Genomic DNA, 23,721 nt, shown 5'->3' with positions numbered 1-23,721 from the left:
CCCTGCGGATCGCGGCGGCGCGGGACGGTTCTGGCATGTCACGTCTGCGACGCTTCCTGACCTCGGCCGTGCTCGTGCTCCTCGCCGCGCTGCCGCCCCCGGGCGCCCTGGCGGCCACCGACCCGGTGCCCGCCGCGGGCGGCGCCTGGCCGGTGGGCGCACGCCCCTGGATCGTCCGGGGCTGGGAGCCCCCGGCGACGGCGTACGGCCCCGGCCACCGGGGCGTGGACCTGGCCGCGCCCCCGGGCTCCCCCGTGCGGGCGGTGGCGCCGGGGCGGGTCGCCTACGCGGGCCGGGTGGCGGGCCGGGGCGTGCTCACGGTCGAGCTCGCGGACACGGGGGATCCGCCGCTGCGCACGACCTACGAGCCGGTACGGGCGTCGGTGCGCAAGGGTGCCGAGGTCTCCACCGGCGACCTCCTGGGCACGATCGAGGCCTCGGCCCGCTCCCACTGCCCCTTGGCCTGCCTGCACTGGGGCCTGCGCCGGGCCGAGGCGTATCTGAACCCCTTGGGCCTGCTGCCGCCGTGGCTGCTGGGCGGAGGGCCGTCACGCCTGCTGCCGCTGACGGGCACCGGGGCGCAGCCGCCGGTGTGGCCGTCCTGGCTGTGGGCGGCCGTGCCCCAGGGCGAGGGGCGTCTTCCCCGGCCGGGCGAGGCCGCGGTTCCGGGAAGGGGCGGGCACGGCCCACCGCCGCCGGGCGCCGCTGAGGCCAGGCCGGGTCTCGGCCGCCCGTCGGGCCCGGGGCTCAGCCCCGCACGCCCCGCAGGGCCATGGCCACCGCCGCCTCCGTGATGGCCTCGGGCTCCTCGGCCACACCGAGCTCGATGCGCCGCACCGCCGCGTCCACGACGCCCTGGAGCAGCATGGCCGCGAGCCGGGGCTCCTGATGCCCGAGGGCGTCGAGCGCCTCCACGATCATGGCCACCAGGCCCCCGTGCGCGGCCCGGATCTTCTCCCGCGCCCCGGCGTCCAGCTCGCTCGCGGAGATCGCGACCACGGCCCGGTGCCGCCGGTCCCCGACCAGCGCGAGCTGCTGGCGCACATAGGCCTCGACCTGCCCCTCGGGCGTCCCGGCCCGCTCCATCGCCGCCGAGACCTCCGCCGCCCAGACCGGGAAGTCGACCTCGCAGAGCTCTTCGACGACGGCCGCGCGGGAGCGGAAGTACTCGTAGACGGACGAGCGCGCGAGTCCCGTGCGCTCGGCCAGCGCGGGGAACGTCAGCGCCTCCGTCCCGCCCTCGGACAGCAGGGTGCGCGCGGCGTCCAGCAGGGCGCCGCGCTGCATCGACCGGTGCTCGGCCACAGAGGCCGCTCGAATCCTTGGCACGCCTCCACTTTACGGACGCGCCCCGCGCCAGGGGAGGCCGCCAGGCAGGCACTCTTCCTGGCCGCGAGGGCGCGGCGAGGCACACCCGAGGCGCGGACGGAGCGAGGGAGCGGTGGACAGCGCCGCCCAGGAAGGGACGATTCAGCTCGCTCAGCGACCGAAACTGGCCAGCTTCGCCCGCAACTGGAGGACCGACTTGGTATGGATCTGACTGACCCGGCTCTCGGTGACCCCGAGCACATTGCCGATCTCGGCCAGCGTGAGGCCCTCGTAGTAGTACAGCGTGACCACGGTCTTCTCGCGCTCCGGCAGCGTGTTGATGGCACGGGCGAGCAGCCGCCGCAGCTCGCGGTCCTCGGCGACCTCGACCGGGTTGTCGGCGGCGGTGTCCTCCAGGGTGTCCATGAGGCTCAGCCGGTCGCCGCCCTCGCCGCCGACGTGCAGCAGCTCCTCCAGGGCGACGACGTTGGCCAGCGACAACTGGCTGAACACCGCGTGCAGTTCTTCCACCTGGATGCCCATCTCGGCGGCCACCTCGCCCTCCGAGGGCGTGCGCCTGAGCCGGGCCTCCAGGGTCGCGTAGGCCCGCTCCACATTGCGCGCCTTCTGCCGCACCGACCGGGGGATCCAGTCGAGCGCCCGCAGCTCGTCGATCATGGCTCCGCGGATGCGGGTGATCGCGTACGTCTCGAACTTGATCGACCGCTCGATGTCGAACTTCTCGATCGCGTCGATGAGCCCGAAGACGCCGGAGGAGACGAAGTCGGCCTGCTCCACGTTGGACGGAAGGCCCACGCTGACGCGGCCCGCGACGTATTTCACGAGGGGTGAGTAGTGCAGGATCAGCTGCTCGCGCAGCCGCCCGTCGCCCGTCGACTTGTACGACCGCCACAGCTCGTCCAGCGACGAGGGCGCGGGAGGCCGCCGCTCCTGCTCGCCGCTACGGGCGGCTGGGGGAATGGCCGCCCGGTCGGACCCGGAGGTGTGCTGGGGCATGCGTCGCCTTGAGCCGTTCTGCCGTGGACCTGAGGGGTTGTCGGAACTGGTTCGGGTGGGGGTTTGCGTGAAGTGAATGAGGTTGTCCGTCTGATTGCCTGTCTGCACCGGATTCGTCGTGAGCGTAGCGTGACTGAAGTGTCGCGGTGAGCGAAGAGTATGGGATCGCGCGTACGCAGATACGTTCCGCTTTACGTCCGAGCGGTCTGCCGCCGTCGCTCTGCGTAATGGATCTAAGGCGCCAACTGCACCGTTTCCCAAGGCCGTCAGGTGGACGCCGCACCGTCATCCATCCGGCGGAATACGCACAGTCACGTATCACCCCCCTCGGGAAAGACCGACAGAAACGCCTGGCGTGTCAACTGCCAGTCGTCGCCCTGTCGTTCGACGAACCCCAGCGAGCGAAGTTCGTACAACCTGGCGACCGCGTCGTCCGCACTGGTGCCCGCACCCCGCGCCACGTCGGAGACCGCTGCCGCGCCGCGGGCGGGCAGTGCCGCGAGGACCCGGGCCGCACCGGGGGCGAGCAGGTCACGCGGCACGACGGGGCCGCGCCGCCGCGGGGCGAGCTCACCCATGTCCCCCACCAGCTCGGCGACTTCGGCGGCGTCGGTGACCAGGATCGCGTCCCCGCGCAGGAGTTCATGGACGCCCGCCGACAAGCCGCTGGTGGCGGGCCCCGGCACGCCCATCGTGAACCGCCCGAGGTCCCGCGCGGCCCGCGCCGTGACGAGCGCGCCGCTGCGATAGGCGGCCTCCACGACGACGGTGCCGCGGGTGAGGGCCGCGATCACCCGGTTCCGCAGGACGAATCTGCTGGGCGTCGGATGGTCGCCCGGCGGCAACTCCCCCACGACGAGGCCCTGTTCCGCGATCCTGCCGATCAACTGGGTGTGGCCGCGCGGATAGGGCCGGTCGACCCCGCACGCGAGCACCGCCACGGTGGCGCCGCCCGCACCCAGGGCTCCCCGATGGGCGGCGCCGTCCACGCCGTACGCACCGCCGGACACCACCACCCAGCCGCGCTCGGCGAGTCCCGCGCCGAGGCTCGCCGCCATGTGCGCTCCGTACTCCGTGCAGGCCCGCGCCCCCACGAGGGCCACCGAGCGCAGCGCCCAGATCCGCAGCGAGGGCCGCCCCCGCACCCAGAGCCCGACGGGCCGCGCGTCCCCCAGGTCGTCGAGCTGCGCCGGCCACTCCGCGTCCGCGGGCGCCACGAACCGCGCCCCTGCCGCGGCCGCTACCTCCAGGTCCCGCGCCGGCCGCACCCGCCCGGCGCGCGCCCGCAGCCCCTCCCAGCGCCGGGCGCTCACCCCGGGCAGCATCTCCTCGCCCTCCTCAAGGCGTCCCAGCACCGCCGCGGCGCCCCACTCGCGCAGCCACCACCCGCCCACGGGATCCCCCGGCTCGAGGACCCGTGTCAGGGCGACCCGGGCGAGCCACTCCTCGTCCGGCACGGGGCCCGGGCCCGGGGAAGGACCCTTGTCCGGCACAGGGCCCGGGCCCGGATCCGGGAAGGGACCCTTGTCCGGCACAGAGCCCGGGTCCGGGGAGGGGCCTGTGCCCGGGAGGGCGCCCCGGTGCGGGTCAGGCCCCGCAGGTGGCTCCCCCGGTCCCGCCGGGCCCGAGGGCGGGCCCGTCTCCACCCTCGGGACGGCCTCCCGACCGCTGCCCCGCTCCGCGCTCACGTCCGGGCCCCGACCACCATGGGCGCCCCGCGCGGCACCCCCGTGCGCAGCTGCAGCGCCAGGCCCACGTCGCCCTCGTCCGGGCGGTCGTGGCCCGCCAGGTCCGCGATGGTCCAGGCGACCCGCAGGACCCGGTCCAGGCCGCGCGCGGTCAGCAGGCCCCGCTCCAGGCTGTGCTCCGCCTCGGTCAGCGCGCCCGGCAGCGCGTGCCAGCGGGTGCGCAGCTCATGGCCGGGCACGTCGCTGTTCGTGCGCCACGGTGTGTCCTTAAACCGCTCGGCCGCCCGCTCACGGGCCGCTCGTACCCGCTCGGCCACCACGCGCGTGGTCTCGCCCCGTGCTCCCTGCGCCGTCAGCTCGGCGCGTGTCACGGGCTCCACCTCGACCCGCAGGTCGACCCGGTCGAGGAGCGGCCCGGAGAGCCGGGCCTGATAGCGGCGGACGCTGCTGGGCGAGCAGTCGCAGGCGTCACCGGTCAGGCTGAACCGGCCGCACGGGCACGGGTTCGCCGCGAGGAGCATGAGGAACCTCGACGGCAGCCGCACGACCCCGGCGCTCCGGGCGATCACGACGTGCCCGGACTCCAGCGGCTGCCGCAGGGCGTCGAGCGCGTGGGTGCTGAACTCCGGCGCCTCGTCCAGGAACAAGACGCCGCGGTGGGCCAGGGAGACCGCTCCGGGGCGGGCGATGCCCCGGCCACCGCCGACGAGGGACTGCATGGTCGAGGAGTGGTGCGGCGCGCAGAACGGGGGGATGTCCACGAGGGGCTTGCCCGGCGGCAGCATGCCCGCGACCGAGTGGACCGCCGTCACCTCCAGGGACTCCGCCCTGGTCAGCCTGGGCATGATGGTCGGCAGCCGCTCGGCGAGCATCGTCTTGCCCGCGCCCGGTGATCCGTGGAGGAAGACGTGGTGCCCGCCCGCGGCCGCCACCTCCATCGCCGTGCGCGCCGACAACTGGCCCACCACGTCCGCCAGGTCGTGCGCGTGGTCGTGGCCCTGCGCACCGACGCCGCCCACGTCCACACCGAGTCCGGCGCCCGGCAGGCTGAGCCCGGCCATCAGCCGGTCCGGTCGCCCGGAGTCGTCCGGCGCCTCGTCCGGCACGGGCTCGTCGGTGAGCACCGCGATCAGCTGGCGCAGGCTGCGCACGCCGAGGACGGAGACGCCGGGCACGAGCGCGGCCTCCGCCGCCGTGCACTCGGGGACGACCACCTGCTCGTACCCCGCGTCGGCGGCGGCGAGGACGGCGGGCAGTACGCCGCGCACCGGGCGCACCCGGCCGTCGAGGCCCAGTTCGCCGATCATCACGATGTCGGCGAGGACCCGTGGGTCGATGCGCTCCGATGCGCCGAGGACCGCGCAGGCCACCGCCAGGTCGAAGCCGCTGCCGCCCTTGGGCACGGACGCGGGGCTCAGGCCCACCGTGAGCTTCTTCTGGGGCCATTCGCCGCCCGAGTTGACGACGGCTGCCCTGACCCGGTCACGGCTCTCCGTGAGGCTCTTGTCGGGGAGTCCCACCAGCGTGAACGCCGCGACGCCCGGCTCCAGATCGGCCTGCACCTCGACGACGACGCCCTCCACCCCGACGAGGGCCACCGAGCACGTACGCGCGAATCCCATCAGGACACCCCCCGCACGTGCTCCACCACGGGTGCGCCGCGCTCGGGCAGCAGGACGCCGACCAGGTCGATCCGCACGCCGCCCGGTGGGGCTCCGCCGTGCTCCTGGACCCAGCGCTCGGCGAGCCCGCGAAGGCGCTCGGCCTTGGCGGGTGTCACCGCCGCCATCGGATGCTCGAAGGACACCGCCCTGCGGGTCTTCACCTCGCAGACCACCAGCACGTCGCCGTCGCGGGCGACGATGTCGATCTCTCCGGTCCTGCCTCCGCGCCAGTTGCGCTCCAGGACCTTCATTCCGGCTTCGGCGAGCCGCCGGGCGGCCAGTTGTTCGCCGTACTTGCCGAGTGCGCCTCGTGCGTTCATGTCGGCACCACCTCCGACATCAACGGTCGCGAGACGGGCCGCACGTTGTGGATCTTGGTGTGCTACCGACGGGTTGTGGACAACTTCGTCACCCACAAGGGGAGCCGCCCCCACAGAGGCGCACCAAGGGGGCAGCACCTACAGAGGGCCACACCAAGGGGGCAGCACACGCAGAGAGCCGAGCGCACCGGGCACCGTCACCGGCCACCCCGCCTCGCCCCGCCCCGGCATCAGCCGCCCGGCAGCTCCAGATCGCTCTTGTTGAGCTCCTCGATATTCACGTCCTTGAACGTGAGCACCCGTACCTGCTTGACGAAGCGGGCGGGTCTATACATGTCCCATACCCAGGCGTCCGCCATGGAGACCTCGAAGAACACCTCGCCCTGGACCGAGTGCACCTGCATCTCGTAGTCGTTCGTGAGGTAGAAACGCCGCTCGGTCTCGATCACGTATTTGAACAGACCGACGACATCTCGGTACTCCCGGTAGAGCTTCAGCTCCATCTCGGTCTCGTACTTCTCGAGGTCCTCGGCGCTCATGGCATGTTCCCCTTCAGCCGTGCGTCCCCCTATTGTGCGCCAGCCCCGGAGGCCTCTACACGATTTCCGTGTCCAGGGTCTCGGGCCGTTGCGGAGGACCCTCGTCGAGCAGCTTGCGCAGCAGCTCGGCGAGCCTGGTCGGATACACCGTCTCATGCGCCCGGGCCAGTTCCGGGCACGTCCACCAACGCGCTCCGGCGACGCTGCTCCGCTCCAGGTCGGTCAGGCCCGTCGCCCGGATCGCCGTCTGGGAGGTACGTCCCAGGTAGTACCACTCGTCCTGGTCCCAGCGCCGTCCGGCGAACGGGAAGGAGCACACGCGCCGCCACAGCACCGGGCCGAGCTCGACGTCCGTGATGCCGGTCTCCTCGGCGAGCTCCCGCAGCGCGGCCTGCTCGCGCGTCTCGTCGCCCTCCAGGCCGCCGCCCGGCGTGAACCACCAGTCGTCCGCCCGGTCGCCCGGCTCATGGCCGTGCAGCAGCAGGATCCGGTCCCGCTCGTCGAGCAGCACGACCCGGGCCACCTTCCGCAGCGGCCGCCCGGCCACCGCGTCCTCAGCCGACACCGGCGGTCTCCGTGACCCCGCTGCGGCCCCGGCCGCCCCGGCTCACCAGACGGGCGACGGGCCCGTACGCGGCCCCGCCGAGCACCAGCGCGGCACCGGCCACGACCGCCCCCACGAGGAGCCGCAGCGGGCCGGGCTCGGACGTGCCGCCCGGCAGGGCGTCGAAGCCGGTGGGGCGGTCGAGCATGCCGTCCAGCGGCCAGGCGACGGCGTCCACGCGGCCCTTCACGGCGCTGCGGGGCACGGAGCCGTTGCCGGCCTCCTCCAGGTGGGCGGTGGAGTCCAGGGAGCCGTTGCGCTCGTCGCCTAGCAGGAAGAGGCGCCCCTTGGGGACGGTGGTGGACGGTATGGCGCTGTCCATGCCCCGGGAGAGATACGGTTCTGCGATCTGCTTGCCGTTGACGGTCAACTTGCCGTCCGTGCAGCAGGCGACCTTGTCGCCGCCGATCCCGACGACCCGCTTGACCATGGGCAGGTTGCCCCAGGACTTCTGCCGGAAGACGACGACGTCACCACGGCGCACGTCGTCCCCGTCGATCCGCTGGGCGAGCACCCGGTCGCCCGCGCCGATGGTCGGCGTCATGGAGCCGGTGGGCACGGTGTACGGCTGGTAGAGGACGGCGCCCCAGACGAAGCCGCCGAGGAAGAGGACACAGCCGAGGGCCACGGCGACTCCCGACAGCACGCTGCCGAGCCGTCCGTGGCCCTCGTCCGTACGACGTGTCCTGCTGCTCATCCCAGTGCTCCCCCGGCTCGGAGACGGCCCCGCCGCCCCGCCCCGGGGGCGGACCGGCGTACGGGGCCGACGGGCGCGCTGACGGGACCGGACCACGGAAGATCGGCGATCTGGGACGGCAGACTACCCGGCGGTACCTCCGCCAGAAACCCTGGTGCCGCCGGGGATCAGGCGGAGCGGGCCGTGCGGCGGCGGCGCCACAGCACGAGCGGCACGGCGCCCGCGAGGCCGAGGGCGGCGGGTGCCGCGCTCATCGCCTGGCTGATGCCGGGCTGGTCGAAGGTGTCCGGGACCGGCAGCGTTCCCCAGCGGGTGGGGGGCCAGGCGATGACGAAGGCGCGGCCGACGACGTTGTCGACGGGGACGGCGCCGCCGCCGGGCTGGTTCTGGTGGTAGCGGGAGTCCAGCGAGTTCTGCCGGTGGTCACCCATGACCCAGATTTTGCCCTTGGGCACCGTGATCTTGAACTGGCCGCCCTGGTCGTCGTCGGTGCAGGGGGTGTTGCCGGGGTAGACGTACGGCTCGTTCAACGCCTTGCCGTTGACCTTCAGGGGGCCGGTGCCCTTGCACTCCACGGTGTCGCCGCCGACGCCGATGACGCGCTTGATGAGGTCCTTCTCGTCGGCGGACGGCATCAGGCCGATCCAGCCGAGCACCCGCTGCACGGCGTTCGGGTCGGGCGTGGGCTCGCCGTCCAGCCAGTGGCCGGGGTCCTTGAAGACGACGACCTCGCCGCGCTCGGGCTCGGAGCCGAACCACGGCGTCAGCTTGTCGACCAGGACCCGGTCGCCCTGCTGGAGCGTGTTCTGCATCGAGTCCGAGGGGATCGAGAAGGCCTGGACCAGGAAGGTCTTGATGATCAGGGCCAGGACCAGCGCGATGCCGATGAGGAGCGGCAGCTCCTTCCAGAAGGACTTGTGCTTCTTGCCCTTCGCCGGCTCGGGCGGCTTCGGCGGCTCGGCACCCGCCGCACCGGGCTGCTGCTCCGGCGTCCCGGGTGCGGCACCGGGGGGCGGGCCGGGCGTACCGGGCTCGCCCGGCGCTCCGGCGTTCCCCGGGGCCGGGGTGTCAGGAGCGGCGTTCACGCCGCCTGCCGGTGGCGCGGGCGCGGGCTCCCCGGAGTGCCGCGGCCGCTCCTCGGGCCCATCGTGTCCGGATCGTGCGCCGACCGCCACATCCCCCACATCCACTCCTCAGTCCGTGCCGCTGCCTGCCCCGTACGCGACGCAGGCCCACCACTCCCATAACGAGCGGGAGTTCCGCAGGGGTCGGGAGCCCGGTCATTCCATTGCGATCGCCGGGGGCCACCCTATGCGACGCACCTGTGGCCGTGTCCGACCCGTCGGGCGCGTCGGGCACCGACGCGTACGTATCGGGTTCCTCCAGTTTGCGCCAGTGGCCGAACGGCCAGGCGATGACGAGCGCGCGGCCGACGACCTCGTCCTCGGAGACGGTGCCGCTGAACTTCTCGTTGCGGTGGAAGCGGGAGTCGGCGGAGTCCGCGCGGTGGTCGCCCATGACGAACAGGCGCCCCTTGGGGACCTTCACTTTGAAGGCGAAGTCGGACGGTTTGTTGCCCGGGTGCAGATACGGCTCGTCGAGCGGGACGTCGTTGACGGTGACCTTGTCGTTCTTGTCACAGCACTTCACGGTGTCGCCGCCGACGCCCACGACGCGCTTGATCAGGTCGCGCTCGTCGTCGGACGGGAGCAGGCCGATGAAGGACAGGCCCTGTTTGACCTGCTTGACCACCACGGGGTCGTCCTGCTTCTTGCCCCGCTCCTCCTCCAGCCAGTTGCCGGGGTCCTTGAAGACGACGACGTCGCCGCGCTCGGGCTTGTTGCCGAACCACGGGGTGAGCTTGTCGACCAGGACGCGGTCCCCGACGCGGATCGTCTGCTCCATGGAGCCCGAGGGGATCACGAAGGCCTGCACCAGGAAGGTCTTGAGGACCAGCGCTATGAGCAGGGCGACGCCTATGAGGAGTGGTATCTCCTTGATCGCGGAGCGCTGTCTGCGGCGCTTGACCTTCTTGGCCAGTTTGCGCCGCTCGGCCCGGCCGGGCAGCACGGGGCCGCTGGTCGGGCGGGTGCCGGTGGGCAGGCCGGTGTCGTCCTGCTGGGGGGACTTCGCCCGGCCGCGGCTACCCATGGGCGCCGCCGGGTGCGGGCACGCGCGCGTACACGTCGGGGCGCTTCAGCGAGGTCCAGCGGCCGAGCGGCCAGGCGATCCAGTCGGCTCTGCCGATGACGTCGTCCACGGGGATCATGCCGCCGCCCGGGGACCCCAGGTGGTCGCGGGAGTCGCTGGAGTCGCTGCGGTGGTCGCCGAGGACGAAGATCCTGCCGTCGGGCACGACGACGTCGAAGGCCACCGTGGAGGGCTTGTCCCCCGGGAAGAGATAGGGCTCGTCGACCGGCTGGCCGTTCACCTTGATCCTCCCCCGCTTGTCGCAGCAGACCACCCGGTCACCGCCGACGCCCGCGACCCGCTTCACGTAGTCGGCGTCTCCGAAGTAGCCGCTGCCGTCGAAGACGACCGCGTCACCGCGCTGTGGCCCGGATCCGAAACGGTACGCCAACTTGTTGACGAGTATCCGGTCGCCGACCCGGAACGTGGGCTCCATGGAGCCGCTCGGGATCTCGTAGGGCTGCACCACGAAGGTGGTGACGAGCAGCAGGACGGCCACGCTGAACAGCGCGCCCAGGGTGAGGCGGCCGCCGGGCAGCCAGGCCACGAAGGACGCGAAAGCGGAGCGCGACCGCTCCTCCGTGCCCTCCGTGTCCGGTTCGCCCGCGCTCGCGGGGGTGGACTCGGGGGGTGTGGAGGAGCGGTCGCGCTCCGCGTCCTGTGCTTCGGTGTCCATCGGGGCCAGATGTTATCCGGCCCCGCTGTGGACCCGCGCCAGAGCTCAGCTCTCGCGCTTCTCCTTGATCTTCGCGGCCTTGCCGCGCAGGTCGCGCAGGTAGTACAGCTTGGCGCGACGCACGTCACCGCGGGTGAGGAGCTCGATCTTCTCGACGATCGGGGTGTGCACCGGGAAGGTGCGCTCGACGCCGACGGAGAAGGAGACCTTGCGGACCGTGAAGGTCTCGCGGACACCGGCGCCCTGGCGGCGGATGACTACGCCCTTGAACTGCTGCACACGGGAGCGGTTGCCCTCGATGACGCGGACGTGGACGTTGACGGTGTCACCCGGGCGGAAGGCCGGGATGTCGCTGCGCAGCGACGCGGAGTCGACGGAGTCGAGCAGGTGAGACATGATCGTCTGCTTCCTCGCTGATGCCACAGGTCATCAGCGGTATGTCGGGATGAGATTCGGGGTGCTTCCGTACGCGCGGGCGTTTCCGGGGAAACTCGCGGCACGAAGGCCGCTGGACGCGTCGGGCGGGCGTCGTGTCCCCCTGTGGCAGGGGCGCACGCTGGACGCACAGCAGCTGCTTATTCTTCCACGTCCTGGGCCTTGCGCCAAAATCGGCCGCCGGGCTCGGGCTCCCAGCCCAGGATGGAGAGCATCTCCCGGTCCTTCTTGTCGAAGGCGGAGGCATCGCAGCGCTCGATCAGGTCGGGCCGGTGGGCGGTGGTGCGGCGCAGCGCCTCGTCCCTGCGCCAGCGCGCGATCTTGCCGTGGTGGCCGCTGAGCAGGACGTCCGGGATGCCGCGGCCGCGCCACTCGGGGGGCTTGGTGTAGACGGGGCCCTCCAGGAGGTTGGCCATGGCCCCGGGGGCGAAGGAGTCGTCGCGGTGGGACTCGGCGTTGCCGAGCACGCCTGGCAGGAGCCGGGCCACGGCCTCGGTGACGACCAGGACGGCGGCTTCGCCGCCCGCGAGGACGTAGTCGCCGATGGAGACCTCGTAGACGGGCATCCGGGTCGCGTACTCGTCGATGACGCGGCGGTCGATGCCTTCGTAGCGCGCGGGCGTGAAGACCAGCCAGGGGCGCTCGGACAGCTCGACGGCGAGTTCCTGGGTGAAGGGGCGCCCGCTGGGCGTCGGGACGACCAGGGCGGGCTGTGAGCGGCCCGCCTCGTAGCCGTCGGCGAGGGCCTGGTCGAGGGCGTCGCCCCAGGGCTCGGTCTTCATGACCATGCCGGGGCCGCCGCCGTAGGGGGTGTCGTCGACCGTGTTGTGCCGGTCGTACGTCCACTCCCTGAGGTCGTGCACGTGCACGTCGAGGCTGCCGCGCGCGCGTGCCTTGCCGACGAGCGAGACGTTCAGGGGTTCCAGGTACTCGGGGAAGATCGTGACGACGTCGAGCCGCATCAGGCGTCGCCCTCGCTCCGGGTGTCCCGCACGGCCGCGGAGCGGTCCTGCGCATCCCCCTCAGAGGTGTCCCCCGGGGCGCTCTCGGCGTCCCTGCTGGAGGCGATCTCGGCGCGGTCGTCGATGAGGCCGGGCGGCGGGTCGATGACGGCCCGCTGCTCCTCCAGGTCGATCTCGGTGACGATGGACTCGACGAACGGGATCATCACCTCGCTGCCGTCGGGCCGCTCGACGATGAAGAGGTCCTGCGAGGGCAGGTGCGAGATCTCCGTGATCCGGCCGACCTCGGTGCCGTCCGTGGTGACGACGTCGAGGTCCATGAGCTGGTGGTCGTAGAACTCGTCCTCGTCCTCGGGCAGCTCTTCCGGGTCGACCTCGGCGATGAGGAGGGTGTTGCGCAGCGCCTCGGCGCCGGTGCGGTCGCTGACGCCCGCGAAGCGCAGCAGCAGCCGGCCGCTGTGCACCCGGCCGGTCTCGATGGTCAGCGGTCCCCGGGCGGCGGGGTCGGTGGCGAGCACGGCGCCGGGGCCGAGCCGCAGCTCCGGCTCGTCGGTGCGCACCTCGACGGTGACCTCGCCCTTGATGCCGTGGGCGCGGCCGATCCGCGCGACTACGAGCTGCACTGGTGTCTCTCCTGTCCCTACCTGCGACTGGGGCCGGGGCCCGGAACGAGCTCGGGCCGGGGAGGGCTCTGAAGCCCTCCCCGGCCCGAGCCGGTGCTACGTGCGGTTATCAGCGAACCTGATCCACGTCGACGAGGTCGACGCGGACACCACGGCCGCCGATGGCACCCACGACGGTGCGCAGGGCGCGTGCGGTGCGGCCGTTGCGGCCGATCACCTTGCCCAGGTCGTCCGGGTGGACCCGGACTTCGAGGACGCGCCCGCGGCGCAGGTTGCGCGAGGCGACCCGCACGTCGTCGGGGTTGTCGACGATGCCCTTCACGAGGTGCTCGAGAGCCTCCTCGAGCATGCTCAGGCCTCGGTCGACTCGGCGGAGTCGGCCTTGGCCTCGTCCGCCTTCTTGTCGGCCTTCTTGGCCTTCTGGGTGATGGCCTCACCCTTGGGCTCGTCCTCGGCGCTGACGGCCTCGAAGGACGGGCGCGCGGACTTGACCTCGGGCTGCAGCAGCGGCGCCGGGGCGGGCTCGCCCTTGAACTTCTGCCAGTCGCCGGTCTTCTTCAGGATGGCGAGAACGGGCTCGGTCGGCTGGGCGCCGACGGAGAGCCAGTACGCCACGCGGTCGGCGTTGACCTCGATGCGCGACGGGTTCTGCACCGGGTGGTACAGACCGATCTCCTCGATGGCCCGGCCGTCACGGCGGGTACGGGAGTCGGCGACGACGATGCGGTAGTGAGGCGAACGGATCTTGCCCAGACGCTTCAGCTTGATCTTGACTGCCACGGGAGTGGGTTCTCCTGGTTTGACGTGGGTGGGCACAACGAGATGCCGCGTGGGGTTGCGGTACCCGAGTGGCCCGATGGACGCGTCAGCCGGAGGAGAGAGGGGTCCTGTGCGGCTGTCGAGTACAGCTAGCCATTGTGCCACACGCCGGCATGGGCGCCCCCAGCCGACCGTGCCCCCGCCCTCGCCGGCCGGGGTGGGCCTTTCATCGCGCTGGCGCGATGATCCTCAAACGCCGGACGGGGCTGTTTCCAGCCCGTCCGGCGTTTGGGGACGAGGCCGAAGGCCGATTCGGGTGCCTCACGGGCAGGGGCACCCCCGGGGTACGGGGCCCACCCCGAGGGAAGGAGACCACCCCCTGCGCAGGGGGTCACCCCGCGCCCACGCCCACCACTTCCGGGATGCGGAAGGGCTTCCCGCAGCCGCCGCACATGATGGGGGCCTGGGCGAGCACCGACGGCACGACGCGGACGTTGCGCCCGCAGTCGCAGACGGCCTTCACGCGCACTCCGCCCCCGGAGGAGCCGTGCCGGGCGGCCGGGCCGCGGAAGGTGCGGGTGGTGTCCGCCGTGGTCGCGGCCGTGTGCGCCTTGAGGGCGCGCTGGAGCCGGTCCATCGTCGGGCGGTAGCGCTTCTTCGCCTCGGGGTTGAGCGTGACCAGGGAGAAGCCGCTGCTCGGATGCGGCTCCTCGGGATGGTCGAGGCCCATCTCCTCGGCGATCGCGAGGAATCTGCGGTTGTGGTAGCGGCCCGCGCGTGAAGTGTCGCGCACACCGCGGGCTGCGGCGATGCCGTGGACTGCTTCATGCAGCAGTCGCTCGAAGGAGAGCTCGGCGCCACAGGCGGACGACGACTCTCCGATCAGGGATTCGGGCGCGGCTAGGTCCGGCAGCTCGGGGTGGTGCCGCTGAATATCGGCCCACGCCTGTGCCAGCTCTGCGGCGAGAACAGGTGGTGTCGTGCTCACGTCGTGACAACGAGCCGAGGTGCCTCCGGGTTCCATTCCGGGGCATCTCAAATATTTTGCACTTACCCGTCAGTTGCCGTTGATGCGTCCGGACGAGGGCGGGTGCGCTGATCTGCGGAGAAGCCTCGCAGCTCGCATCAAGCCGGTACGTAGCGGCGCGTACGCCCCGGCGCTCGGGTCAACTCCGCGCGCCGGGGCGCCTGTTGCGCAGGACGCAAAGCGTCGCCCAGGAGAAGCCCCCGCAGGCGCCCTGAAGGCAGCCCGACCGGAACCCCAAGTCTCAATAGGCGCGCGCTACGAGGGCGACGTTACCGGGTGTCTCATCGGCGTCCGGCACCGCCCCGTCCCCCGTGACCAGACACCGTACGGTCACGCCGCGCTCGGCGAGCCGGGCCTCGCCGTCGGGGCCGAGCGCGGACCACGGAACGCGCGCCCAGCCGCCCGCCGACGCCACCTCCACGGCCTCGTCCACGCCGGTCACCTCGCTCGTACGGGACTCGCGGCGCTCCCGGGCCCGGGCCAGGAGCAGTTCCTGGTCCTCCTCCAGGACGGTGGGCAGCAGCGCGGCGAGGGCGTCGAGGGCCACGGGCTGCTTGCCGCCCGCGATGCGGCGCACGAGCATCGCGGTGCCGTTCGCCAGATCGCGCGGGCCGACCTCCACACGCACCGGCACCCCCTTGAGCTCCCAGTCGACCGCGCGGCGCCCGAACGGCACGTCCGTACGGTCGTCGACCTGGACGCGCACACCCGCCGCCGTCAACCGCTGGCCGACCTCACGGACCTTCGCGAGGACGGCCTCGTCGTCCTTCACGGCGAGCACGACGGCCTGCACGGGTGCGAGGCTCGGCGGCACGCACAGCCCGTCGTCGTCGCCGTGCATCATCACCAGGGCGCCCACCAGACGCGTCGTGGCGCCCCAGGAGGTCTGCCAGACGACATCCTGCGTGCCCTCCTTGGACAGGTACTGGGTCTGGAAGGCACGCGCGAAGTTCTGGCCCAGTTCGTGGCTGGTGCCGAGCTGGAGGGCCTTGCCGTCGCCCATCATCCCTTCGAGCGTGAGGGTGTTGATCGCCCCGGCGAAGCGCTCCTTGGCGGTCTTGCGGCCGAGCACGAAGTCCATCGCGAGGACGTCCCGCATGAAGGCCCCGTAGACGTCCCGGTGGATCCGGGCGGCGAAGTCCCGCGCGTCCTCGTACGTCGCGTGGGCGGTGTGCCCCTCCTGCCACAGGAACTCCGAGGTGCGCAGGAACAGCCGGGGGCGCAGCTCCCAGCGGACCACGTTGGCCCACTGGTTGATCAGCAGGGGCAGGTCGCGGTAGCTCTGCACCCACTTGGAGAAGTACTCGTTGACGATGGTCTCCGAGGTGGGCCGGACCACCACCGGCTCCTCCAGCTCCTTGCCGCCGCCGTGCGTGACGACGGCGAGCTCCGGGGCGAAGCCCTCGACGTGCTCGGCCTCCCGCGTCAGATACGACTGCGGGATGAGCAGCGGGAAGTACGCGTTCTGCGCGCCGACGCCCTTGATGCGCGCGTCCAGGTCCTGCTGCATCCGCTCCCACAGGCCGTAGCCGTACGGGCGGATGACCATGGTGCCGCGCACCGGGCCGTTGTCGGCCAGCTCCGCCTTGCTGATCAGGTCCTGGTACCAGCGGGGGAAGTCGTCCCCGCGGGGCGTGAGTACGGGTGCCTTTGCCATGGCGCGCATGGTACGTCCGAGCCGCCTGAAGGGTCCGGAATTATCGCTCCGCAGGGGCGCACGACGGGGGCACACAAGCATTGCCTGACAACCCCTGGACGCCACGGCGGAAGCGGAGTTCTCTGGCATACGGGGGAGAGCGAACGCACGTCTTGGGGGCGGACGCATCGTAAGGAATCAGCTGGACAACTCTCGGCGGATTGGGGCGCTTTCGATGACACCTACGCTCGTGCACCCACACCTCCCGCGCGCGGGTGCACCCCCACGTGTGGACCGGTGCGCACGCGCGCGTGACTGGGCGGAGATCCAGGAGAGGATGCTGGTCCCCCTCGTGGACGCGGTGTACCGACGACTCGAAGTGGGCGCGGGCACCCGCCTGCTCGACCTGGGCTGCGGCTCCGGGCTCGCCCTGCTGATGGCCGCCTCGCGCGGCGCGTCGGTGACCGGCGTCGAGCCATCGGCGCCCGAACGGCTCGCCCTGGCCCGCGAACGCCTCACGCCCGAGGGGCCGTTCGCCGCGCACGCCGGCACACGCCTCCTCCAGGGCTCCCCCGGGGACGCCGCCGCGCCGGACGTGCCCGCGTACACCCTGGTGACCGCGTTCCAGCCGATCGGGTGCACGGCGGGCGACGCCGACGACCTGTCGGCCCTGCTCGACGTCGCGGCGCCGCTCGCCGAGCGCGGCGCGCCGGTGGTCCTGGTGGGCTGGGGCCCGCCGGAGCGCTGCACGACCTCGTCGGTGCTGCGGGTGGCGACGAAGCTCGCCGACCCCCTGCGCGGTTCCGTCGGCTGGCGCGCCGCCTGCCGGGACGACCTGGAGGACGTCGCGCAGCGCGCGGGCCTCAGGCCCGACGGCTCGGGCCGCGTGGCCTGCCCCTTCGGCTACGCAGACATGGACAGCGCCGTCCGCGGACTCCTGTCCACGGGGCTGTTCGACGCGGCGGTCGGCGCGACGGACCAGGCGCAGGTCGACAAGGAGCTGACCGAGGCCCTCCACCCGCACCGGCGCCGCGACGGCACGATATGGATGCCGAACGTCTTCCGCTACCTCATCGCCCGAACGCCATAACCGTCATCTCCGTAGACATAGCCGTCATCCCCGTAGACCACGACTCGCCTCCGTGGACCACGACCTGTCTCCGTGGGCCACGACCCGTCTCCGTGGACCACGACCCGTCTCCGTAGGCCACGACCCGTCCTCGTACACCACGACCCGTATCTCCGTAGACCACGACTGGCCCGCACACCATCGCGGCTGCCCTCGCGGCCTCAACCGTCCTTCGTGAGGCGGGTGATCCCGGCCACCCGGTAGGCGTCCGCCTCCTCCAGGGTCTCGTTCTCCAGCAGGGCCTCGGCCAGGGCGTCCAATTGGCCGCGGTGGTCCCTCAGTTGACGGCAGGCACTCTCGTAGCACTCGTCCACGATGCGGCGCATCTCGCCGTCGATGGTGTCGAGGGTCTCCGGAGCGGCGGCGAGACCGTACGCCTGCTGGGCGTCGTTCGGCAGGGCGGAGAGCCGGCCGACGCGCTCGCTCATGCCCCAGCGGGCGACCATCCCGCGCGCGATGTTGGTGACCTGCTCCAGGTCGTTCTCGGCGCCCGTGGTGATGACCCCGTAGACGACGTGTTCGGCCGCCATGCCGCCGAGCGCGCCGATGATGCGGCCGCGCAGGTACTCCTCCGTGTACGCGTACTTGTCGGAGTCCGGAGTGGAGAGCGTGACGCCGAGGGCACGGCCGCGCGGCACGATGGTGATCTTGCGGACGGGGTCGGCGCCCGGCTGCAACATGCCGAGCAGGGCGTGCCCGCTCTCGTGGTAGGCCGTGCGGCGCCGCTCCTCGTCCGGCATGACCAGCGGCCGCTCGGCACCCAGCTGGACCTTCTCCAGGGCCTCGGAGAGGTCGGCCTGGGTGACGGCGGACTGCTTGCGCTTCACCGCGAGGAGAGCCGCCTCGTTGGCGAGGTTCGCCAGGTCCGCGCCGGTCATCCCCGGCGTGGTGCGGGCCACCTGGGCCAGGTCGACGCCGTCCGCCAGCGGGATCGCCCGCGTATGGATCTTGAGGATGGCCTCGCGGCCGCCCCGGTCGGGCGGCGAGACGTTCACGATCCGGTCGAAACGGCCGGGGCGGGTCAGGGCCGGGTCGAGGATGTCGGCCCGGTTCGTGGCCGCGATGACGATGACGCCCTCCGAGCCGGAGAAGCCGTCCATCTCGGTCAGGATCTGGTTGAGCGTCTGCTCGCGCTCGTCGTGGCCGCCCATGCCGCTGCCGCCGCCGCGCGCCCGCCCGATGGTGTCGATCTCGTCGATGAAGATGATCGCGGGCGCGACCTTGCGGGCCTCCGCGAACAGCTCGCGCACCCGCGAGGCGCCGACGCCCACGATCATCTCGATGAACTCGGAGGCCGACGCCGAGAAGAACGGCACCCCCGCCTCCCCCGCCACCGCCCGCGCGAGCAGCGTCTTGCCCGTGCCCGGCGGCCCGGCGAGCAACACGCCGCCGGGCATCCGGGCGCCCATCTTCCGGTACTCGTCGGGGTTGCGCAGGAAGTCGACGACGTCGTTCAGCTCGCCCTCGACCTCGTCGATGCCCGCGACGTCCTCGAACGTGGTGCGCTTCTTGCCCGGCTCCAGCTCCACCGGCTTCGGCGGCTGCTTGCGCCCGAGCATCCCGCCCGCACCCCCCATGCCGGACGCCATCCGCCGCGCGATGAAGATCCACAGCACCACCAGGAGCAGCATCGGCGCCAGCGAGATCAGCAGGTTCGACAGGAAGCTGCGCTCCTGCACCACCGGCTCGGCCGTCACCGTGACCTTGTTCTTGGTCAGGTCCTGCCACAGCTCGTCGTCCGCGAACGCGGGCCGCTGGGTCGTGAACTTCGTGTAGTTCCCGTCGCCGTCCGGGTCCTTCTGCTCCTTCTTGAGCTGCCCCTGGATCGCGTCGCCCTTGGAGTAGATCTTCGACACGTTGCCGTCGTCGACCTGCTTGCTGAATTCGGTGTACGAGATGGTCGGCTCGTCGCCGTCGTTGAAGAAGGAGAGGACGAGGTTGGCGATCAGGTACACGATCAGGGCCGTGAGGATGAGCCCGCCCCAGCCGCCCGGCATCTTCCGCTTGGGCGGCGGCGCGGGCGGCGGCTCCGGAGCGCCCTCGGAGCGCCAGGGCTGCTCGGGCTTCTGGCGCGGCGGCACGGGGTTGCTCATAAGCGGACGTTACGTCACAAAACAGCCACCGGCACCCGCGCCGTACGACGTCTGGGGCGCCCCCTCACACGAGGAAGCGCCCCAGATGTCGTACGCAATGAGCCACCCCGGGAGAACGGTCCCGGTCCGGCGAACCGCGGGCTCGCCCGGCGGCGACCAGGAACCGGTCCCCGCGCGGGCCGCCCGGACTCAGCCCATGAACTTCTTGAACTCGTCCGGCAGCTCGAAGTCCTTGCCGCCCTGCCCGGCCGGCAGGCCGAACGCGCCGCCCGCGGCGGCCTCCTCGGCCGCGGCCCGGCGCGCGGCGGCCTCGTCCTCCTGCTGCTTGCGCTTCATCGGGTTGCCCGAGCGCTGCTTGCCCTTGGCCTGCTTCTGCTTCTTCTTCTGCCGACCGGGGCCGCCGCCCATGCCCGGCATCCCGGGCATCCCCGGCATGCCGCCGCCCTGAGCCATGCGGGACATCATCTTGCGGGCCTCGAAGAACCGCTCGACCAGGCCCTTCACCGCGCTGACCTCGACGCCGGAGCCCTTGGCGATACGGGCGCGGCGCGAGCCGTTGATGATCGTCGGGTCCTGGCGCTCGCCCGGCGTCATCGACTTGATGATCGCGGCCGTGCGGTCGACGTCCCGCTCGTCCAGGTTGTTGATCTGGTCCTTGATCTGCCCCATGCCGGGCAGCATGCCGAGCAGCTTGCTGATGCTGCCCATCTTCCTGACCTGCTCCATCTGCGCCAGGAAGTCGTCGAGCGTGAAGTCCTGGCCCTTCTTGGAGGCCAGCTTCGAGGCCATCTTCTCGGCCTCTTGCTGCGAGAAGGTCTGCTCGGCCTTCTCGATCAGCGTGAGCATGTCGCCCATGCCGAGGATCCGGGACGCCATGCGGTCCGGGTGGAACGCGTCGAAGTCGTCCAGCTTCTCGCCGTTCGACGCGAACATGATCTGACGGCCGGTGACGTGCGCGATCGACAGGGCCGCACCACCACGGGCGTCGCCGTCGAGCTTGGAGAGCACCACGCCGTCGAAGCCGACGCCGTCGCGGAAGGCCTCGGCCGTGTTGACCGCGTCCTGACCGATCATGGCGTCGACGACGAACAGGACCTCGTCCGGGCTGACCGCGTCGCGGATGTCCGCGGCCTGCTGCATCAGCTCCTGGTCGATGCCGAGGCGACCGGCGGTGTCGACGATGACGACGTCGTGCACCTTGGTCTTCGCGTACTCGATGGAGTCCTTGGCGACCTGCACCGGGTCGCCCACGCCGTTGCCCGGCTGCGGGGCGTACACGGCGACGCCCGCGCGCTCGGCGACGACGCTCAGCTGGTTCACGGCGTTCGGACGCTGGAGGTCACAGGCCACGAGCAGCGGCGAGTGGCCCTGCGACTTCAGCCAGTGGCCGAGCTTTCCGGCGAGCGTGGTCTTACCGGCACCCTGGAGACCGGCGAGCATGATGACCGTCGGACCCTGCTTGGCGAACCGCAGGCGGCGGGTCTCGCCGCCGAGGATCGCGACCAGTTCCTCGTTGACGATCTTGATGACCTGCTGGGCGGGATTCAGGGCCTGCGAGACCTCGGCCCCGACCGCGCGCTCCTTGACCTGCTTGATGAAGGCACGGACGACGGGCAGCGCCACGTCGGCTTCCAGCAGGGCGATACGGATCTCGCGCGCCGTGACGTCGATGTCCGCCTCGGACAGCCTGCCCTTGCCCCGAAGGGTTTTGAAGGTGGCTGCGAGGCGATCGGAGAGAGTATCGAACACGGCGGAGTCGGTCCTCAGGGTCGGCGATGGTAAGCGTTGCACCCCAGGGTATCGGGCCCGGCAAGCCACGCGTCCCTGCCTGCCATCACTCGACGGACGCAGTGCCGTCGGGCGACGGACGCAGGCGGAGCCCGGAGCGGCACAAGGACCCCCTCAGCCCCGCAGCGCCCCCTCCACCCTCCGCGCCACCTCGACCGCCCGCTCCCCCGCCAGCGGCCCCCCGTCGGCCCCGGTCACGTAGAACGCGTCCACCGCGTTCGACCCGAGCGTCGACACGTGCGCGCTGCGCACCCGCACCCCGGCCGCCTCCAGGGCCAGCCCGATCCGGTGCAGCAGCCCAGGCGCGTCCTGGGCCCGGACCTCGATGACGGTGGCGCGCCGCGAGCCCGCCGACGCGACGGTGACGTGCGGCGGCGGGGCGGGCACCCCGCGCCGCCGGGGGTAGGCCGCGTCCCGTTCGGCGAGGCGCCCCGCGATGTCCAGGGAGCCGTCGAGGGCCCGTACGAGGTCGGCGCGGAGCCGGGCGGCCTGCGGCAGGGAGCCGTACTCGGCGGCCACCCGCCAGTCGAGCAGCAGCACCGAGCCCCCGACCTCCGCGGGCAGTTCCAGGACGCGCAGCTCGGCCGTGCGGACGGTCAGGCGGTGGGTGGCGAGCACCCCGGCGGCGGCCGCGAGGATCCCCGGCCGCTCCGGCACAGCGATGAGCAGCTCGACGCCGAGGCCTTCGGCGGGCCCGTCGGGGTCCGGCTCGGCCCGGGAGCGCAGCGACAGGACGGGCCCGCCGGTGCGGAACGCCTCCAGGGCGAGCCGCTCCTGCTCGGCCGACGCGGGCGGCTCGGCGCGCTGGAGCGGCTCGTTCCCGGCCAGGACCGCGTCGGCGCGGCGGACGAGGTCCGCGACCAGGGAGCCGCGCCAGGAGGACCAGGCGGCGGGCCCGGTGGCCAGGGCGTCGGCCTCGGTGAGCGCGTGCAGCAGCTCCAGGGTGCCCCGGGTGCCGACGGCCTCGGCCACCGTCTTCACGGTGGCGGGGTCGTCGAGGTCGCGCCGGGTCGCGGTCTCGACGAGCAGCAGATGGTGGCGGACGAGGCGGGCGAGCACGGCGGCGTCGCCCTTCCCGAAGCCGATGCGGGTCGCCACGTCACGGGCGATGATCTCCCCGGCGACGGAGTGGTCGCCGGGCCAGCCCTTGCCGATGTCGTGCAGGAGCCCGGCCATGAGCAGCAGGTCGGGCCGCCCCACGCGGCGGGTGAGCGCGGAGGCCCGTACGGCGGTCTCGACGAGGTGGCGGTCCACGGTCCAGGTGTGCACGGCGTTGCGCTGCGGCCTGCACCGCACCCGCTCCCAGTCCGGCAGGAGCCGGGTGATCAGGCCTTCCGCCTCCAGGGCCTCCCACACCTGGACGGTGGGGCGGCCGGCGCCGAGCAGGGTGACGAGCTGTTCGCGGGCCTCCGCGGGCCAGGGCGTCGGCAGCGGCCGGGCCGTGGCGGCGAGGCGGCGCACGGCGTGCAGGGAGAGCGGCAGTCCCGCCTGGGCGGCGGCCGCGGCGGCGCGCAGCGGGAGCACGGGGTCGCGCTCGGGGCGCGCGGCCCGGGCAAGGACGACCTCGCCGTCCTGCTCCACGACGCCCTCGGCGAGCGGTGAGCGCTCGGCCGCGGTGGTCCTCGCGCCGCCGAGCAGGCCGCGCAGCCGCGGCCGGGCCGCGCGTGACCTCAGGACGCGGGAGACCTCGCGCCAGGTGACGTCACCCGCGTAGGCGATGGTGCGGGCGGCCTCGTAGACCTGGCGCAGCAGCGTGTCGGCGTCGAGGAGGCCCAGTTCGGCGGCGACCTGGTCCTGCTCCTGGAGGGCGAGCCGGTCGGTGGCGCGGCCGGTGGTCAGATGCAGTGCGTCGCGTACGTCGAGCAGGGTGCGGCGCGCCGCGTCGAGGCCTTCGCGGGGCGCGTCGGCGAGCCAGGAGGCGGCGACGGCGCGCAGGGCGGTGGTGTCCCTCAGGCCGCCGCGCGCCTCCTTCAGGTCGGGTTCGAGGAGGTGGCTCAACTCGCCCTGGCGCTCGGCCCGTTCGTCGCACAGCTCGCGCAGCTCGGGGAGCCGCTTGGGCGCCTGGTTGCGCCAGTCGGCGAGGATCGTGGCGCGCAGGGCCGTGGTGAGGCCGAGGTCTCCCGCGACGTGCCGGGCGTCGAGGAGGCCGAGCTGGACCTTGAGGTCGTCGGCGGCCGTCCTGCGGGCCTCGGCGGGGGTGCGGACGGAGTGGTCGAGGGAGAGCCCGAGGTCCCAGACCGGGTACCAGATGCGGTCGGCGAGGGCCGCGAGGGCGCCGGGCTCGGCGCTGCCGTCGTGCAGGAGCAGCAGGTCGAGGTCGCTGCGCGGGGACAGTTCGCCGCGGCCGTAGCCGCCGACGGCGACGAGGGCGGCCCCGCGCGGCGCCGCGAGGTCGGCGGTGCCCGCGGCGAGGAGGCCGCCGAGCCAGCCGTCGGTCAGCTCGGCGAGCGCCGAACGGCGCGGCGGCCCGGACCGCGCCTCCTGGTGCAGGAGGCGCAGCCGGGCCGCCGCGTAACCGCTGGGTCCGGAGTCTTCGGTCTCGGGTCGTACGTCCACACTCGTCACC

General features: G+C 72.6%; 23 protein-coding genes. 2 read left to right on the top strand and 21 right to left on the bottom strand.

What is annotated here, in order from left to right:
- Positions 1–35 precede the first annotated feature (35 nt).
- Entirely contained in the window at positions 36–794 is a 759-nt protein-coding gene (locus MQV74_RS29285; RefSeq protein ID WP_374120710.1) for a murein hydrolase activator EnvC family protein, read from the top strand.
- On the opposite strand, the gene MQV74_RS29280 is transcribed toward MQV74_RS29285, so the two are convergent.
- From MQV74_RS29280 to proS, 18 genes are all read right to left on the bottom strand, one after another.
- Positions 748–1,305, bottom strand: a complete 558-nt coding sequence (locus tag MQV74_RS29280; RefSeq protein ID WP_242729219.1) for a TetR/AcrR family transcriptional regulator — start codon at positions 1,303–1,305, stop codon at positions 748–750. The two genes, MQV74_RS29285 and MQV74_RS29280, sit on opposite strands and share 47 nt — an antisense overlap.
- A gap of 174 nt (positions 1,306–1,479) precedes the next feature.
- Entirely contained in the window at positions 1,480–2,325 is an 846-nt protein-coding gene (whiG, locus tag MQV74_RS29275) for an RNA polymerase sigma factor WhiG (RefSeq protein ID WP_138962076.1), read from the bottom strand.
- A 311-nt stretch (positions 2,326–2,636) separates the two neighbouring features.
- Positions 2,637–3,818 (bottom strand): DNA-processing protein DprA, encoded by a 1,182-nt coding sequence (gene dprA, locus MQV74_RS29270; RefSeq protein WP_242729218.1) that lies wholly within the window; start codon positions 3,816–3,818, stop codon positions 2,637–2,639.
- Positions 3,819–4,009: 191 nt separating this feature from the next.
- The gene (locus tag MQV74_RS29265) at positions 4,010–5,635 is read right to left on the bottom strand and encodes a YifB family Mg chelatase-like AAA ATPase (RefSeq protein ID WP_242724257.1); all 1,626 of its coding nucleotides are present in this window, start codon (positions 5,633–5,635) and stop codon (positions 4,010–4,012) included.
- Positions 5,635–5,997, bottom strand: coding sequence for a YraN family protein (locus tag MQV74_RS29260; RefSeq protein ID WP_242724256.1), 363 nt, complete (start codon positions 5,995–5,997; stop codon positions 5,635–5,637). Before MQV74_RS29260 ends, MQV74_RS29265 begins: the two co-directional genes overlap by 1 nt.
- A gap of 230 nt (positions 5,998–6,227) precedes the next feature.
- A complete protein-coding gene (locus MQV74_RS29255; protein WP_003965949.1) occupies positions 6,228–6,536 on the bottom strand; it encodes a DUF2469 domain-containing protein in 309 nt (102 codons plus the stop codon).
- Between the two features lie 55 nt (positions 6,537–6,591).
- Positions 6,592–7,101 carry an NUDIX hydrolase gene (locus tag MQV74_RS29250; RefSeq protein WP_242724253.1) on the bottom strand — a complete coding sequence of 170 codons (510 nt, stop codon included), beginning with the start codon at positions 7,099–7,101 and terminating at the stop codon, positions 6,592–6,594.
- A complete protein-coding gene (gene lepB, locus MQV74_RS29245; RefSeq protein WP_242724249.1) occupies positions 7,091–7,837 on the bottom strand; it encodes a signal peptidase I in 747 nt (248 codons plus the stop codon). The genes MQV74_RS29250 and lepB (MQV74_RS29245) overlap by 11 nt, the downstream gene beginning before the upstream one ends.
- Positions 7,838–8,004: 167 nt before the next feature.
- Complete coding sequence (lepB, locus tag MQV74_RS29240; RefSeq protein WP_242724247.1) at positions 8,005–9,021, bottom strand: signal peptidase I; 1,017 nt, start codon at positions 9,019–9,021, stop codon at positions 8,005–8,007.
- The gene (gene lepB, locus MQV74_RS29235; RefSeq protein WP_242724241.1) at positions 8,906–9,988 is read right to left on the bottom strand and encodes a signal peptidase I; all 1,083 of its coding nucleotides are present in this window, start codon (positions 9,986–9,988) and stop codon (positions 8,906–8,908) included. The genes lepB (MQV74_RS29240) and lepB (MQV74_RS29235) overlap by 116 nt, the downstream gene beginning before the upstream one ends.
- Positions 9,981–10,703, bottom strand: a complete 723-nt coding sequence (gene lepB, locus MQV74_RS29230; RefSeq protein ID WP_242724239.1) for a signal peptidase I — start codon at positions 10,701–10,703, stop codon at positions 9,981–9,983. The genes lepB (MQV74_RS29235) and lepB (MQV74_RS29230) overlap by 8 nt, the downstream gene beginning before the upstream one ends.
- 45 nt (positions 10,704–10,748) lie before the next feature.
- Entirely contained in the window at positions 10,749–11,099 is a 351-nt protein-coding gene (gene rplS / locus MQV74_RS29225; RefSeq protein ID WP_138962067.1) for a 50S ribosomal protein L19, read from the bottom strand.
- A gap of 179 nt (positions 11,100–11,278) precedes the next feature.
- Positions 11,279–12,100: a tRNA (guanosine(37)-N1)-methyltransferase TrmD gene (trmD, locus tag MQV74_RS29220; RefSeq protein WP_242724237.1), complete on the bottom strand. Its 822-nt coding sequence runs from the start codon at positions 12,098–12,100 to the stop codon at positions 11,279–11,281.
- Complete coding sequence (gene rimM / locus MQV74_RS29215) at positions 12,100–12,723, bottom strand: ribosome maturation factor RimM (RefSeq protein ID WP_242724229.1); 624 nt, start codon at positions 12,721–12,723, stop codon at positions 12,100–12,102. Before rimM ends, trmD begins: the two co-directional genes overlap by 1 nt.
- 109 nt (positions 12,724–12,832) lie before the next feature.
- Complete coding sequence (locus MQV74_RS29210; RefSeq protein WP_138962065.1) at positions 12,833–13,072, bottom strand: RNA-binding protein; 240 nt, start codon at positions 13,070–13,072, stop codon at positions 12,833–12,835.
- A gap of 2 nt (positions 13,073–13,074) precedes the next feature.
- Positions 13,075–13,503 (bottom strand): 30S ribosomal protein S16, encoded by a 429-nt coding sequence (gene rpsP / locus MQV74_RS29205; protein ID WP_242724226.1) that lies wholly within the window; start codon positions 13,501–13,503, stop codon positions 13,075–13,077.
- 370 nt (positions 13,504–13,873) lie between these two features.
- Positions 13,874–14,506, bottom strand: a complete 633-nt coding sequence (locus MQV74_RS29200; RefSeq protein WP_138962063.1) for a hypothetical protein — start codon at positions 14,504–14,506, stop codon at positions 13,874–13,876.
- A gap of 244 nt (positions 14,507–14,750) precedes the next feature.
- Complete coding sequence (proS, locus tag MQV74_RS29195) at positions 14,751–16,166, bottom strand: proline--tRNA ligase (RefSeq protein WP_242724224.1); 1,416 nt, start codon at positions 16,164–16,166, stop codon at positions 14,751–14,753.
- 214 nt (positions 16,167–16,380) lie between these two features.
- Between proS and MQV74_RS29190 the strand changes: the two genes are divergently transcribed.
- A complete protein-coding gene (locus MQV74_RS29190; protein ID WP_242724221.1) occupies positions 16,381–17,235 on the top strand; it encodes a class I SAM-dependent methyltransferase in 855 nt (284 codons plus the stop codon).
- 200 nt (positions 17,236–17,435) lie between these two features.
- Here MQV74_RS29190 and ftsH read toward each other — a convergent pair whose 3' ends face one another.
- From ftsH to MQV74_RS29175, 3 genes are all read right to left on the bottom strand, one after another.
- Positions 17,436–19,367 (bottom strand): ATP-dependent zinc metalloprotease FtsH, encoded by a 1,932-nt coding sequence (gene ftsH, locus MQV74_RS29185; RefSeq protein ID WP_242724218.1) that lies wholly within the window; start codon positions 19,365–19,367, stop codon positions 17,436–17,438.
- Between the two features lie 189 nt (positions 19,368–19,556).
- Positions 19,557–21,116, bottom strand: coding sequence for a signal recognition particle protein (ffh, locus tag MQV74_RS29180; RefSeq protein ID WP_242724215.1), 1,560 nt, complete (start codon positions 21,114–21,116; stop codon positions 19,557–19,559).
- Positions 21,117–21,269: 153 nt separating this feature from the next.
- Positions 21,270–23,720: a [protein-PII] uridylyltransferase gene (locus MQV74_RS29175; RefSeq protein WP_242724213.1), complete on the bottom strand. Its 2,451-nt coding sequence runs from the start codon at positions 23,718–23,720 to the stop codon at positions 21,270–21,272.
- Position 23,721: the final 1 nt, after the last annotated feature.

This window comes from Streptomyces sp. AN091965 (assembly GCF_022698285.1).
In the GTDB taxonomy this organism is placed as follows: domain Bacteria; phylum Actinomycetota; class Actinomycetes; order Streptomycetales; family Streptomycetaceae; genus Streptomyces.
Note: the sequence above shows the minus strand (reverse complement) of the source record. Positions and strands in the feature narration are given on the sequence as shown.

Excerpts from the sequence above, each read along its gene's own strand:
- proS (WP_242724224.1), bottom strand. The coding sequence starts at position 16,166 with ATGGCAAAGGCACCCGTACTCACGCCCCGCGGGGACGACTTCCCCCGC.
- MQV74_RS29200 (WP_138962063.1), bottom strand. The coding sequence starts at position 14,506 with ATGGAACCCGGAGGCACCTCGGCTCGTTGTCACGACGTGAGCACGACA.
- lepB (WP_242724249.1), bottom strand. The coding sequence starts at position 7,837 with ATGAGCAGCAGGACACGTCGTACGGACGAGGGCCACGGACGGCTCGGC.
- MQV74_RS29210 (WP_138962065.1), bottom strand. The coding sequence starts at position 13,072 with ATGCTCGAGGAGGCTCTCGAGCACCTCGTGAAGGGCATCGTCGACAAC.
- MQV74_RS29190 (WP_242724221.1), top strand. The coding sequence starts at position 16,381 with ATGACACCTACGCTCGTGCACCCACACCTCCCGCGCGCGGGTGCACCC.
- MQV74_RS29255 (WP_003965949.1), bottom strand. The coding sequence starts at position 6,536 with ATGAGCGCCGAGGACCTCGAGAAGTACGAGACCGAGATGGAGCTGAAG.
- lepB (WP_242724241.1), bottom strand. The coding sequence starts at position 9,988 with ATGGGTAGCCGCGGCCGGGCGAAGTCCCCCCAGCAGGACGACACCGGC.
- whiG (WP_138962076.1), bottom strand. The coding sequence starts at position 2,325 with ATGCCCCAGCACACCTCCGGGTCCGACCGGGCGGCCATTCCCCCAGCC.
- MQV74_RS29285 (WP_374120710.1), top strand. The coding sequence starts at position 36 with ATGTCACGTCTGCGACGCTTCCTGACCTCGGCCGTGCTCGTGCTCCTC.
- rplS (WP_138962067.1), bottom strand. The coding sequence starts at position 11,099 with ATGTCTCACCTGCTCGACTCCGTCGACTCCGCGTCGCTGCGCAGCGAC.
- trmD (WP_242724237.1), bottom strand. The coding sequence starts at position 12,100 with ATGCGGCTCGACGTCGTCACGATCTTCCCCGAGTACCTGGAACCCCTG.
- ftsH (WP_242724218.1), bottom strand. The coding sequence starts at position 19,367 with ATGAGCAACCCCGTGCCGCCGCGCCAGAAGCCCGAGCAGCCCTGGCGC.
- lepB (WP_242724239.1), bottom strand. The coding sequence starts at position 10,703 with ATGGACACCGAAGCACAGGACGCGGAGCGCGACCGCTCCTCCACACCC.
- MQV74_RS29265 (WP_242724257.1), bottom strand. The coding sequence starts at position 5,635 with ATGGGATTCGCGCGTACGTGCTCGGTGGCCCTCGTCGGGGTGGAGGGC.
- MQV74_RS29260 (WP_242724256.1), bottom strand. The coding sequence starts at position 5,997 with ATGAACGCACGAGGCGCACTCGGCAAGTACGGCGAACAACTGGCCGCC.